The 13086-nt window shown below is 60.7% G+C and carries 13 protein-coding genes and 2 tRNA genes; 3 read left to right on the plus strand and 12 right to left on the minus strand.

Features of this window, described 5'->3' with window-relative positions; genetic code table 11:
• Positions 1-253 precede the first annotated feature (253 nt).
• From lysS to ACTQXO_RS08565, 12 genes are all read right to left on the minus strand, one after another.
• Entirely contained in the window at positions 254-2218 is a 1965-nt protein-coding gene (gene lysS, locus ACTQXO_RS08510; RefSeq protein ID WP_154514782.1) for a lysine--tRNA ligase, read from the minus strand.
• Between the two features lie 79 nt (positions 2219-2297).
• Entirely contained in the window at positions 2298-2768 is a 471-nt protein-coding gene (gene greA / locus ACTQXO_RS08515) for a transcription elongation factor GreA (protein WP_006234960.1), read from the minus strand.
• A gap of 106 nt (positions 2769-2874) precedes the next feature.
• Positions 2875-3150, minus strand: a complete 276-nt coding sequence (gene tatA / locus ACTQXO_RS08520) for a twin-arginine translocase TatA/TatE family subunit (protein ID WP_195838497.1) — start codon at positions 3148-3150, stop codon at positions 2875-2877.
• Positions 3151-3262: 112 nt separating this feature from the next.
• Positions 3263-3339 (minus strand) — tRNA-Pro (locus ACTQXO_RS08525).
• Positions 3340-3388: 49 nt separating this feature from the next.
• The gene (ispE, locus tag ACTQXO_RS08530) at positions 3389-4285 is read right to left on the minus strand and encodes a 4-(cytidine 5'-diphospho)-2-C-methyl-D-erythritol kinase (protein ID WP_441038999.1); all 897 of its coding nucleotides are present in this window, start codon (positions 4283-4285) and stop codon (positions 3389-3391) included.
• 2 nt (positions 4286-4287) lie between these two features.
• Positions 4288-4584 (minus strand): Veg family protein, encoded by a 297-nt coding sequence (locus ACTQXO_RS08535; RefSeq protein WP_118206416.1) that lies wholly within the window; start codon positions 4582-4584, stop codon positions 4288-4290.
• A gap of 114 nt (positions 4585-4698) precedes the next feature.
• Complete coding sequence (gene dtd, locus ACTQXO_RS08540; protein ID WP_441039001.1) at positions 4699-5145, minus strand: D-aminoacyl-tRNA deacylase; 447 nt, start codon at positions 5143-5145, stop codon at positions 4699-4701.
• A 3-nt stretch (positions 5146-5148) separates the two neighbouring features.
• Positions 5149-5790, minus strand: coding sequence for an RdgB/HAM1 family non-canonical purine NTP pyrophosphatase (gene rdgB, locus ACTQXO_RS08545; RefSeq protein ID WP_118206636.1), 642 nt, complete (start codon positions 5788-5790; stop codon positions 5149-5151).
• A 142-nt stretch (positions 5791-5932) separates the two neighbouring features.
• A complete protein-coding gene (gene rph / locus ACTQXO_RS08550; protein WP_441039003.1) occupies positions 5933-6658 on the minus strand; it encodes a ribonuclease PH in 726 nt (241 codons plus the stop codon).
• A 53-nt stretch (positions 6659-6711) separates the two neighbouring features.
• Positions 6712-7596, minus strand: a complete 885-nt coding sequence (gene murI, locus ACTQXO_RS08555) for a glutamate racemase (RefSeq protein WP_117769301.1) — start codon at positions 7594-7596, stop codon at positions 6712-6714.
• Positions 7597-7649: 53 nt separating this feature from the next.
• Positions 7650-8561, minus strand: coding sequence for an HAD family hydrolase (locus ACTQXO_RS08560; protein WP_441039005.1), 912 nt, complete (start codon positions 8559-8561; stop codon positions 7650-7652).
• A 130-nt stretch (positions 8562-8691) separates the two neighbouring features.
• Positions 8692-10209, minus strand: coding sequence for a Mur ligase family protein (locus ACTQXO_RS08565; RefSeq protein ID WP_441015129.1), 1518 nt, complete (start codon positions 10207-10209; stop codon positions 8692-8694).
• 202 nt (positions 10210-10411) lie between these two features.
• Here ACTQXO_RS08565 and ACTQXO_RS08570 point away from each other — a divergent pair, with 202 nt between their 5' ends.
• From ACTQXO_RS08570 to ACTQXO_RS08580, 3 genes are all read left to right on the plus strand, one after another.
• Positions 10412-10627, plus strand: a complete 216-nt coding sequence (locus ACTQXO_RS08570) for a hypothetical protein (RefSeq protein ID WP_441033411.1) — start codon at positions 10412-10414, stop codon at positions 10625-10627.
• Positions 10628-10830: 203 nt separating this feature from the next.
• Positions 10831-12699, plus strand: a complete 1869-nt coding sequence (gene asnB, locus ACTQXO_RS08575; protein WP_441033414.1) for an asparagine synthase (glutamine-hydrolyzing) — start codon at positions 10831-10833, stop codon at positions 12697-12699.
• A gap of 57 nt (positions 12700-12756) precedes the next feature.
• Positions 12757-12832 (plus strand) — tRNA-Val (locus tag ACTQXO_RS08580).
• Positions 12833-13086: the final 254 nt, after the last annotated feature.

Consider the following 13086-nt stretch of genomic DNA (forward strand, 5'->3'; position numbering starts at 1 on the left):
GACATGCCGGGGGCGGACCGGGACGGGTTCAACGGCAGGCCCCGCCGACCGATTGCAAGCGGTCGGCGGGGCCATTGTGGCTCTTGACAGCGGATTGGGTCATATGAGCGAAAGTCCGCCAGAGCGAGCAGGGCGCCTTGAAACAAGGCGGCATAGACCTTCTGGTCATACCTTGCCTTTTGAATGACAAATTGTCGCCCTGGGCGGCGCGCAGCGTCGGCTGGTCCGCCGTTCGGTAGAACGGCGGAACCAATTAGTACATCTTTGCGCCGGCGGGAATGGAGGCGTCGAGCTGGATCAGGTTGAGGCGCTCCTCGCCCTCCTCCTCGTGGATGGCACTGATGAGCATGCCGCAGCTGGGGATGCCCATCATCTTGCGCGGAGGCAGGTTGGTGATGGCAAGCAGGGTCTTGCCGACCAGGTCCTCGGGCTCATAGTATTCGTGGATGCCGGAGAGGATGGTGCGGTCGGCACCGGTACCGTCGTCGAGCGTAAAGTTCAGCAGCTTCTTGGACTTCTTGACGGCCTCGCATGCCTTGACCTTCACAGCGCGGAAATCGCTCTTGGAGAAGGTATCGAAGTCGACGAACTCCTCAAACAGCGGCTCAACGGCGATCTTGGAGTAATCGAGCGTGGGCTTAAGCGACTTAACGAACGGGCTCGCGGCGTTGCCGGCCTCTGCAGCCTTGGCGGCAGCGGCACCGGACTGGAAACCCTTCTCGGGCTTCATGTGCGGGAACAGCAGGACATCGCGGATAGAAGCCTGGTTGGTGAGCAGCATGACCACGCGGTCGATACCGATGCCAATGCCGCCCGCGGGAGGCATACCGTACTCGAGGGCACGCACGTAGTCCTCGTCATACTCCATGGCCTCATCGTCGCCGCCGGCCTTCTCGGCCATCTGGGCGGCAAAGCGCTCAGCCTGGTCGACCGGGTCGTTGAGCTCGGAGAATGCGTTGGCGTACTCGTGGCCGGCGATGACCAGCTCAAAGCGGTGGGTCAGACGCGGGTCGTCCTCAAAACGCTTGGCGAGCGGGCTGACCTCGATGGGGTAATCGCACACGAAGGTCGGGTTGACGATGGTGTCCTCGCCCAGCTCATCGTAAATCTCGGCGATGATCTTGCCGGCAGTCCACTCGGGCTTGATCTCCAGGCCCTTCTCGCGCGCGGCGGCAGCAAGCTCCTCGACAGGCGTGTCGATGGTGACCTTCTTGCCGAGCACGTCAGAGACAATATCTGTCATGGGGCGGCTTGCCCACTCACCGGAAAGATCGATGGTCTGGCCCTGGTACTCGATGACCTCGGGGTTGCCGATGGCCTTGTTGGCAGCCTTGATGACGCCCTGGGCGAGCGCCTTCATGCCCTCGAGATCGGAGAAGGCACGGTAGGCCTCCATCGTGGTGAACTCGGGGTTGTGGGTGAGGTCCATGCCCTCGTTACGGAAGATACGACCGATCTCGAAGACGCGCTCAAAGCCACCGACGATGCAGCGCTTGAGGTGCAGCTCGGTAGCAATGCGCAGGTAGCACTCCTGATCGAGAGCGTTAAAGTGCGTGATGAACGGCTTAGCCGTAGCGCCACCCTGAATGGTCTGCAGGATGGGGGTCTCGACCTCCATGTAGCCGTCGGACTCCATAAAGCGACGGAAGGTGGAGAGGATCTGCGAGCGCTTGCGGAAGGTCTCGCGAACATCGTCGTTGGCGATCAGGTCGACGTAGCGCTGACGATAGCGGGTCTCCTTGTCGGAGAGACCGTGGAACTTCTCGGGCAGCGGGCGAACGGCCTTGGAGAGCAGGGTCGCGCTCTTAGGGGCGACGGAGAGCTGGCCGCGCTGAGTACGCACAACCACACCGGTCACACCCAGGATATCGCCAAGGTCGAGGGCCTTGAGCGTATTCCAGGCTGCCTCATCCATGTCGTTGATGCGGCAGAACAGCTGAATCTCGGCCGTTGCGTCGCGCACGACGATGAACATGATCTTGCCCTGACCACGCTTGGCGACCACGCGGCCGCCGATCTTCACGACGTCCTCGGTGTCTTCGCCATCGGCAAGATCGGCATACTTAGCCTCGATGTCGGCAACGTAGTCCTCGATCTCGGAGTGCTCGGGATAGGGGTTCTGGCCCGCCTCGAACAGGGCGGCGCGCTTGGCCAGGCGCGTGGCGCGCTCGTCGTTGAGCGTCGATGCCTGCTCGGCGGCGTTCTGGTTCTCTGCCATAAGTTAGCTCCTCAAACTAAAACGCTCCCCAGGATTCGGTCCCAGGGAGCGAAAACATACCTTTACGCGGGACCGTGGTCTAGCGTGCGATCTTGGCGATGGTGTAGACGCGAGTCTTGCCGGAAGGCGTAACGACCTCGACGGAGTCGCCCTCGCCGTGGCCGATGATGGCGTGGCCGACCGGGGACTCGTTGGAGATCTTGTGCTCGAGCGAGTTGGTCTCGGTGGTACCGACGAGCGTGACTTCCATGACCTCACCGTTGGGATCAATCAGCGAAACGGTGGAACCGATGGAGACGGTCAGATCGCCCGTGGTGGCAGCAACCTGAGCGTTGGCGAGAATAGCCTGAATCTCGGCAATGCGAGCAGCATTCTGAGCCTGCTTGTCCTTGGCGGCATCGTACTCGGAGTTCTCCGAAAGGTCGCCAAACGCACGGGCTTCCTTGATGTCCTCGACGATCTCCTTGGCGTAATCGCCCTCACGCCAAGCGAGCTCCTCGACGAGCTTCTGGCGGCCCTCAGCGGTCAGTACGATCTGGCTTGCGTCCATACGGATATCTCCCCAACTATGATGTAACAATCAACTGTCAACATAACGAAAAAGACCGGCTAGCCTGCGGGCAAGCCGGTCAGGTGCTCACCCCAAAGGGATGGGACTACTCTGCGTCCGCGTCGCCGTCCTCTGCCTTCTTTTTCTTGGCAGCGGCGAGCTGGGCCTCGAGCTCTGCGATCTTCTTGTCCTCCTCGGACTCCTCGACCACAACGTCCTCGGCCTGCTTGGTCTCGTCCTTATCGTCGCCCTCCATACCCTCGCGGATATTCTTGACGGTAGAGCCGAGGGACTTGCCGAGCTTCGGCAGGTTCTTGGGCCCGAAGATAATCAGGACAACGACGAGAATAATGATGAGCTCAGGAGCCCTCAGTCCAAACATGTAGACCTCCACAAAACAGCGAGACAAGCTCGAATGAGTATACCGCGGGTATCGCGGTATCACAACAATAGCTAAAAAAAGGGACCGCAAGAAGCGGTCCCTCCTCATGCTCTGGTCGGGTTGACTGGATTTGAACCAGCGACCCCTGCGTCCCGAACGCAGTGCTCTACCAAACTGAGCCACAACCCGTTAGCTCGACTATAGTAACAAAGTTTTTCGCCGCGTGCTAGAGAAATTTTTATTTCTTTGGCGCGTCGATTTGTACCGTGTTGGGAATAAGCTCAGTCGCGCAGGACCACCAGCCATTTTGCTGGGCAGCCCCGGCAAGCCTTTCGGCCGTGGCGGCGGTGTCGCAAATGGCAAACGAGCAGGCACCCGACCCGCACACGTCCACGGCAACGGTTCCCTCCTGTGCGCGCAGCCAGTCGAGAACCGCCTGGATCTGCGGCTCCATCAAAGCAGAAATGATGCCCAAGTTGTTATGGATGAGCGAATACGCCAACTTCGCATCACTCGCGCGAAGAGCCGATGCAATGGCACCGGGCGCAGTCGCGGGCACCGGGGCCTCGTCAAAACGTCGATAGGCCTCAATTGTCGAAACGCGCGCCTCCCGCGGCTTGACCAGCACAACGGGCGTCACAGGAAGCGCGGGGTACTCAGTTGCCAGAACGTCTCCCCCACCCACGTAGAATGCGGGGCTCGTATGCAAAAAGAACGGCACGTCGGCGCCGATGCCACGCGCAATCTCGTCCAGCGCAGGATCAGTGCGGTCGATGCCCCACAGCTCAGCCAGGGCAACGATAACCGCCGCGGCATCCGTCGAGGGGCCGCCCAGGCCGGCGCACAGCGGGATGCGCTTCTCAATCGTCACGCACACGTTTGCCTCGCGCCCGAAATGATCGGCCATGGCGACGGCGGCGCGGTAGGCAGTATTCTTTTGCATGGGAAAATCTGATGCCGGAACCGTCTGGACGGTCAACGCCTGCGCCGGCGTGACCGTCACGGTATCGGCTAGGCCGACAGCTGCCATCAGGGAATCGACGTTGTGGTAGCCGCGGGTATCGCGCTCGGTATGAACCCCCAGGTAGAGGTTAATCTTTGCCGGCGCAGTAAGGATGAGGGACCGATCGGTCACCGTTAATGCTCCTCGAGCTGGTTGCCGAGCGGAGTAAAGATGTGCTCGCCGCTCTCGGGGTCGAACAGTTCAACCTGACCGGTAAGGACGTCGATGTACTGGTAGGACTGACGAGACTTGCGGCCGCGGCGCTCGTCAACCTCGACGATAAAGACAGCCGGGTGGACGCTCTTGATGGTACCCATGCGCTCGACAACGCGGGTACGGCCCATGTTGGCCTTCACCTTGACGCGATCGCCCACCATATCGGTCAGCTTCTCGTGGATGTCGTCGACGTAATTGACTTCCATCTCTTCCATGAACAGGGCCTCCAGAAGGTGCAATTCAAAAAGGGGATAATACCCCTAAGATAGACAAAACTCTAATACTATAGCACCCTGTTACAACCCCACGCAAGTAGCTAATTAGGCTACTTACAGATTGTCGGTATCGAGGACAATGGTGAACGGGCCGTCGTTGACCAGGTCGACTTTCATGTCGGCGCCAAAGATGCCGTGCGCCACGCGGTCGACGTCCTGGGCGACGAGCGTCAGAAAGTACTCATAAAGTTCGTTGGCGACATCGGGCGCGCCAGCATCCGTAAACGACGGACGACGGCCGTGGCGGCAATCGGCAAACAGCGTAAACTGCGACACCACGAGCACCTCGCCGTCGACATCGGCAAGCGCCAAGTTAGTCTTGCCGTTCTCGTCCTCGTTGATACGCAGCCCGCGGAGCTTGCCCCATAGTTTATCGGCCTCGGCACGCGTATCGCCATGGCCCACACCCAGCAATACCAGATAGCCGCGCCCAATGCGGCCCACGCACTCGCCGTCGACCGTCACACCGGCGTTGAGCACGCGCTGCACCACCGCACGCACGGCCTACTCCTCGCCCGTGAGTTTGGCGGACAGGTGCTCAAGTGCATGGAAACGATGGCTGATGGCGTTCTTCTCGTCCGCTGTGAGCTCGGCCATAGTCTTGCCCGGCGTATCGACCGGCAGGAACAGCGGGTCGTAGCCAAAGCCGTGGTCGCCGCGGCCCTCGTGTGCGATAACGCCCTCGCAGGCGCCCTCGCCATAGGTGACCAGGCCGTCTTGGTCGATGAGCGCAACGACACTCATAAAGCGTGCGGTGCGATCCTCGTCTGCCACGCCTTCCAGATTAACGAGAAGTTTGGCATTGTTGGCGGCATCATCGCCGTGTACGCCCGCATAACGCGCGCTATACACACCCGGCTCGCCGTCCAGCGCGTCGACGACCAAGCCGGAATCGTCGGCGATGGCCATAAGGCCCGTCTCCTCGACCGCAGCCTGCGCCTTGATGATGGCGTTCTCCAAAAACGTCGTGCCGTTTTCCTCGGGGTCCTCAAAATCGCCCAGCTGGCCGAGCGCCACAAAGCGCACCTCGGGCATGACCTTGCCCAAAATGGCCTCGATCTCGGTGAGCTTATGGGCGTTACCCGTGGCCACAACAATGGTCGCCGCCGGGTCGAGAGTGTCGATGTCAATCTTCTCAAGTGCCATAGCTGGCCTCCTTGTCTCTTATAGCAATGCCGTGTAGAGGACGACGAGGGCCTCGGCCTCTCCCCTCTCAATCAACGGCAGTCTTATACTTCGGCGTTTTCGCAGATTAAACCTGCCAAAATCAACATCCCCTTTTGGCAGGTTAGGCGAGGGCTTGACGCTGAAGCTCGATGAGCTCGGCGATGCCCTTGTCGCCCAGATCGAGCAGGGCGTTGAGACGCTTGCGGTCGAAGGGCGCCTGCTCGCCGGTACCCTGGAGCTCGATCATCTCGCCGGAGTCGGTGGCGACGAGGTTCATGTCGACCTCGGCGTGGCTGTCCTCGGAATAATCCAAGTCGAGCAGGGTGTTGCCGTCGACGACGCCCATGGAAATAGCGGCAACCTGACCGGTAAGCGGAATGCGCTCGAGCTTGCCCGCCTCGACCCACATGGCAAGGGCGTCGTGCAGCGCCACCCAGGCGCCGGTGATGCTCGCCGTACGCGTGCCGCCATCGGCCTGGATCACATCGCAGTCAACGGTAACGGTGTACTCGCCGAGCGCCTTCATGTTGACGACGGTGCGCAGGCTGCGGCCGATCAAGCGCTCGATCTCCATGGAACGGCCCTTGCGGTTGGCATGTTCGCGCTTGCAGCGCTTGCCGGTCGACGCCGGCAGCATCGCATATTCCGCCGTTACCCAACCGGCCTTGGCGCCCTTGCGCCAGCCCGGAACGCCCTCCTCGATGGTGGCGGCGCACAGCACGCGCGTGTCGCCAAACTCTGCCAGGCACGAGCCGTAGGCGTGCTTCATGACGCCGCGGGTGAGCTTAACGGGACGCAGCTCGTTTGCGGCGCGGCCGTTGGCGCGGTTGACCTGCATATATTCCATGGAACTATCCTTTCGGCAAAAGATGTGGCGAAGACTCCGGCGACATTGCGTGCCTAACCGAGTTCATCGATATCGACATGCTCGATGCTTTTGAGCGGCTGGCCAAAGATAAAGCTGCCCGCCACCGCAAACTCGGCAATGTTGTCGGACGTGGTGGCAAAGCGATGCTGCGGCTCGGCGGTGTTGCCCGCCAGCTGCTCACGGCGCGTGAGGATATCGGTCAGCTCGCGGGTGGTCTCCTCGGCGGAGCTCACCACGCGCACCCCGGGCCCCAACGCATGACGGATGGGGCCCACCAGCAACGGAAAGTGCGTACAGCCGAGCACCACGGTATCGATGCCACGATCGTGCAGTGGCTCGACTGTGGCGTTGACCAGCGCGCGAACGGCTGGCGTATCAAAAATATCCTCGTTCTCGAGCCACTGCTCCTGCAGATGCGCGCCCGAGGCGAGCTCGTGCTCGACAACCTCGACAAAGCTCGAGGCAGGGCAGCCATACACGTCCACGCCGGCATCCAAGTCCTGGATGGCGCGCGTGTAGGCGCCCGAGCGGATGGTGAGGTTGGTGGCGAGCACGCCCACACGGCGCGTGCGGGTGCTGTTGATGGCGGCACGCGCGCCCGGCGCGATTACGCCAATCACGGGGACATCGAGCACCTGCTGAGCCAGGCGAAGCGCCGCTGCCGTCGCCGTATTGCAGGCGATGACCATGATCTTGACGTCGTGTCTCGAAAGCCAGCGCCCCGCCTGTAGCGCAAACGAGCGCACCTCGTCCTCGGTGCGGGTGCCGTAAGGGCAGCGCTTGGTATCGCCAAAGTAGTAGACGGACTCGTGCGGAAGCGCCGTCGCAATCGCGCGCGCAACCGTCAAGCCGCCCAGACCCGAGTCGAACACGCCGATGGGGCGCGTATCACCGGCCAGATTCTCGATATCGGACATTACCTCACCAGATTCTCTCTCGAAAAGATATGGCCAAGCGTAACGGCACTGCGCTATGAACGGGCCGCGACGAGCAGCTCCGCCGTCGCCGCCCAGCCGTCAACGATCCTGCCACGCGTGACAAAGGCGTTATCGCAGGACGCAAAAAACTCGGACGCGCCGGCGCTGGTCAGACCGTTCTCGACCAGGCAGAACGTGCCCACGTGGTCGGCCATGTAGAAATCAGACTCGGAATCGCCGAGCGCCAGCGTCTCGTCGCGCTCGATGCCCAGATGCTCGCAGAAACGCGCGACCGCCACGCCCTTGTCGAGACCCGACGGATTGATGTTAAAGGCACGACCGTCCTCGACGCGATCGAGCTCGAGGGTCGTCGGCTTGGACAGATGAGTCAAGTGGCCGTTGCAGGCCCAGACCAGACCGCAGCCGGCCTCGTCGAGGATGGCCTGCGCCTCGTCATCGGGAATATCGCCGCGCATGCCGACGGTGACCTCGCGGTACTTATAGCCAGTCGACATGTCGTTGTGGTACTCGATCTTGTGCGGCCAGCGAGCGAGAATCTTCTCGCACACGCCGGTTTGCTCAATCACCTGGTGCGGCGTAAGGCCGCAGGCGGGGTCGTAAGGCATGTCGCCGGTCAGATACTCCCAGTCGTTGGCCTTGAGGTCGTACATGACCAGGCCACCCATCTCGCCAATGTAGGAGTTGAGGCCGAGCACGCGGGCATCTTCGTGGATCATGGTGCGGTTGCGACCCGAGGTGGGAATTACCTGGATGCCAGCGCGGGCAAGCGCCACGACGGCCTCGACGAGCTTGGTCGAGGGATTGCCGTCGTTGTCGCGCAGCACGCACGAGCCGGGCGCGAGCATCGTGGCGTCCAGATCGGTAAAGACGTACTTGACCTTGGCAAGGCGCTCGCGCATCTCGCCCGAAAGCTCGGCAACGGTCGGCAGGGTGTTGTGGGACATGGTCACTCCATTTATTACGTAGAAAAGACTTAATCTTGGTACCGCGTTTTCCCTAAGGTGAACACGCTTGAGAGGCACCGCATCATCGGGCGTCGAGGATCCGCAAACGCCATCCTAAAGGCAACGGCGCTTAGGCGTCGTACGCCGCAAGGATGCGTTTGAGAACCGAGCCATCACGCTCGCAGGGCTCGGGTCCGTTCTTGCGCAGCATGCACTCCTCCTCGCCCTTGCCGGTCACGATAACCACAGCGGGGCGGTCGGTCTCGCGCACGGCCGTCTCAATAGCGGCGGCGCGGTCGCACACGATCTGCCAGCTATCGTTTCCCTGCGCCTGGACATTGCGCGCAATCTCGGCGCAGATGTCCTCAACGTCCTCGGGGCCCGGGTCATCCTCGGTAATCACGATGCGATCGGCGTACTTGCCGGCAGCGATACCCATCGTAGTACGGCGATCGACACCCTTGCCTCCCGTTGCACCAAAGACAACCGCCAGCTCGCGCTCGGGATAGTTCTCGCGCAGGTCGCGCAAAAGCGTCTCGAGGCTCATGCCGTTGTGCGCATAGTCAACGACGCCCAAAATCTTGCCCGATGCAGACGGATAGAGCTCCATGCGACCGGGAACAAAGACGCCCTCAAAGCCATGGACGATGCCCTCTTCGGAAATGCCGAGGGCCTCGGCGCAGGCAATAGCGGCAAGCGCATTGGACACGTTGAACTTGACGGGCGTGGGGATCACGATGTCACGCGTAAAGCGCGGCGTGCGGACCGTGGCGATCACGCCGCAATCGCCGTTGCGAATGGCCAACGCACGCACGTCGGCGCGTCCATCGGTCAGCGAAAACGTCACCGTGCGCTCGCAGCGGGACGCCGCCTCGAGCACGCGGTCGACGTGGTCCATATCGAGGTTGACCACGGCAAAGCGGCTCTGCGAAAAAATCTTGAGCTTGCTGGCAAAGTAATCCTCGAGCGTGGGGTGCTCGATCGGCGAGATATGGTCCTCACCGATATTGGTAAAGGCGCCCACTTCAAAGTCAATCTTGCCCGTACGCTCGTATTTGAGGCCCTGGCTCGACGCCTCCATGACCAGCCACGGAGCGCCCGCCTCGGCGGCATGTGCGATACGCGACTGCAAAAGGAAGGACTCGGGGGTCGTTAGCTTAGAAGGACCGGCCTCGATACCGTCATCGAACTCGATACCCGTGTTGAGGGCTGGTCGATGACGGCCCGTGAGCTTAGCCTCGTTGGCAAGAATGCCACGCAGATAAAAGCTGCAGGTCGACTTGCCCTTGGTGCCCGTAAAAGCGCAGACCTTCACCTTGCCCGAGGGATGACCGTAATAGGCGTCCGCCACCACAGCGAGCGTACGGCGGATATCGTTGACGATCACAGCGGGAATATCGACGTCGTAATCAACCTCGGACACGTACGCCACGGCGCCTTCGGCAATCGCCGAGACCAGATACTCGGGCTTGAACGCACGGCCCTTGCAGACAAACAATGTGCCCGGACGTACCTGGCGCGAGTCGTCGGTCGCAAACTCGATGCGCTGGTCGCAAAGAGTATCCGGCTTGGAAACAACAAGGGCCTCGGCCTCGAGCAGCTCCACATAGCGCATCAAAGCCAGCTTCTCCTTCGTCGCACCCGACATATAACGACCTTTCTCGCTAAACCTAACCTTAAAAGAGCAAAAACCGTCCCAGATGAATCCGGTCGCGCCCCTGTATTATCAACCATCCTAATATGCCACCTGACCTTGCGAGTGTCTCAGCACCCTAAAAACTTGCAAGGACCAGCGCACGGTTAATTCGAAATAACAAAACCCCCGCCCTACAAATGCGCGCGATGCGGGGATGACCAGTGAGTTTGTCATGCTCTACAAGGACACGTCGCTGCTTTCGAGCGTCGGCGTCATGGAACTCATGCTGTTCTCCAAAAACCTCACGACCACCACGGGCAACATCACACCCTATATTTGCGCCGCACCCTACTATCTGGTTGTGACGATTCCGCTCATCCACGTCGTCGCCAAGGTAGAGCACCGCCTTGCCAAGCGCGGCAAGCGCTAGCCCCTCTCGCGCTCTCGCACACAGCAATCGTCGCAGTCACGGCCCGCCGCTTCACCCAACGTGCGGGCCGTGGTTTTTCGGTCCCCTCGGCGCTTATGCCCCATCACGAAGCAAAAGATTGGCATGATAGTAAGGATTGATTGATATCGACTGCTGCAAACCTTGCGGCAGCGCACCTAAGCCGTCAGCAGAAAGGATCTTGCATGTGCGGTTTTGTCGGTTTTACCGGTACAGATGAACAGAGTGAGCTGGTTCTCACGGCCATGATGAATCGCATCATCCATCGCGGGCCGGATATGGGTGGCCAGCACATCGTCGATAACGTCGCTCTCGGCTTCCGCCGTCTTTCGATTCTCGACCTTTCCGAGGCTGGCGCTCAGCCCATGTCGAGCGATGACGGCAAGGTCACCATCGTCTTCAACGGCGAGATCTACAACTTCCAGGAGCTTCGCGCCGAGCTCGAGGCTGCCGGCTACGTCTTCCACTGCAACGCCGACACCGAGGTCCTGGTGCACGGCTACGAGGCGTGGGGCGAGGACCTGGTCAACCGCCTGCGCGGCATGTATGCGTTCGTGATTCACGACCAGAACAGGAACAAGCTCTTCGGCGCCCGTGACATCTTTGGCATCAAGCCGTTCTATTACTACCGGGCCTCCGACGGCTCGCTGCTGTTTGGCTCCGAGATCAAGAGCTTCCTGGACCACCCCAAGTTTGAGAAGGCCGTCAACCGCGACGCGCTGCGTCCCTACCTCACGCTGCAGTTCCCTGCCACGGAGGAGACGTTCTTTAAGGGCGTGTTCAAGCTGGCCCCCGCGCATTGCTTTACGTACGACCTTACGACCAAAACTATGGATATCAAGCGCTACTGGAGCTGCGACTTTACCGATGACAACTCCAAGAGCTTCGAGGAGTACGTGGACGAGTGCGACAAGGTCGTGCACGAGAGCGTTGCCGCGCACCGCATCGCCGATGTTAAAGTTGGCTCATTCCTCTCCGGCGGCGTCGACTCCAGCTACATTGCCGCCTGCCTCATGCCCGACACCACGTATTCCGTCGGCTTTGACTACAAGAACTTCAACGAGACCAACTACGCCGCCGAGCTTTCCGACAAGCTTGGCATTAAGAACGTGCGCAAGATGATCACCGCCGACGAGTTCTTCGACGCGCTACCCGATATCCAGTACCACATGGACGAGCCGCAATCGAACCTCTCCAGCGTGCCGCTGTACTATCTGGCACAGATGGCCGCCGAGGAAGTTACCGTCGTCCTTTCGGGCGAGGGCGCCGACGAGCTGTTTGCCGGCTACGAGTGGTACGAGGACACCCCCGAGATGCGATCCTTCAAGAAGCGCGTGCCGCTCGGCGTGCGCCGTGCCCTGGGCTCGCTCGTTCAGCATCTCCCCTACTTTAAGGGTCACAACTTCCTGACCAAGTGCGCCGAGGTCCCCGAGCGCTGGTACGTGGGCCAGGCAAAGGTGTTCGACCCGTCCGAGGTTGACGAGGTTCTCAAGCCAGCTTACGACACCGGCAAGAACGCCTCCGAAATGTGCGCAGAGTACTACAAGCAGGTCCCCGACTGCTGCGAGCTCTCTAAGAAGCAATATCTGGATATGAACATGTGGCTTCCGGGCGACATCCTGCTCAAGGCAGACAAGATGTGCATGGCACACTCCCTGGAGCTCCGCGTTCCGTTCCTGGACAAAAAGGTCATGGAGTTCGCCGAGCATATTCCCGCCAACTACCGTGTCAACGAAGAGGGCTGCAAACTTGTCCTGCGCCACGCCGCCAATCGCACGCTGCCCGATGAGTGGGCAACACGCAAGAAGGTTGGCTTCCCGGTGCCAGTTAAGTTCTGGCTGCGCGAGCAGAAATACTACGACTACGTCAAGGAGTACTTCACCGCACCGTGGGCTGCCGATTTCTTTGACACCGATGCGCTCATGAAGCTGCTCGACGATCACTTTGAGGGCCGCGCGCTCAACCAGCGCAAGATCTATACCACGCTGACGTTCCTCATTTGGTACAAGCGCTTCTTTATCGACGAGAACAAGGGCATCGAAGTCTCCGCTTAGATTTCGTTATGAATTAGCGGTGAACCCCGCAGGGTTTCCGCTATACTCAATTCCCGCGGGCGATTGGCGCAACGGTTAGCGCAGGTGCTTTACACGCACAAGGCTGGGGGTTCGAATCCCTCATCGCCCACCACTTGATTGAAAAGGCTCCCAGCGATGGGGGCCTTTCCCTTTTGGGCCCAGTGCAGAGGGATTCGAACCCGCAAGGGTGCGGAGCTGAGGAAACGCGAAGCGTTTTCCAGCGCAGCACGCGAGGAGCGGAGCGACGAAGCGGAAGCGGGCGGCGCCAGCCGCACGCGGACATCCCTCATCGCCCACCACTGAATTGGAAACGGTCCTCGCAAGGGGACCGTTTTTGTTTGCGCCCGGTGCATGGGATTCGAACCC

Origin of the sequence: Collinsella sp. LCP19S3_D5 (genome assembly GCF_052121415.1) — a bacterium.
Lineage (GTDB): Bacteria > Actinomycetota > Coriobacteriia > Coriobacteriales > Coriobacteriaceae > Collinsella.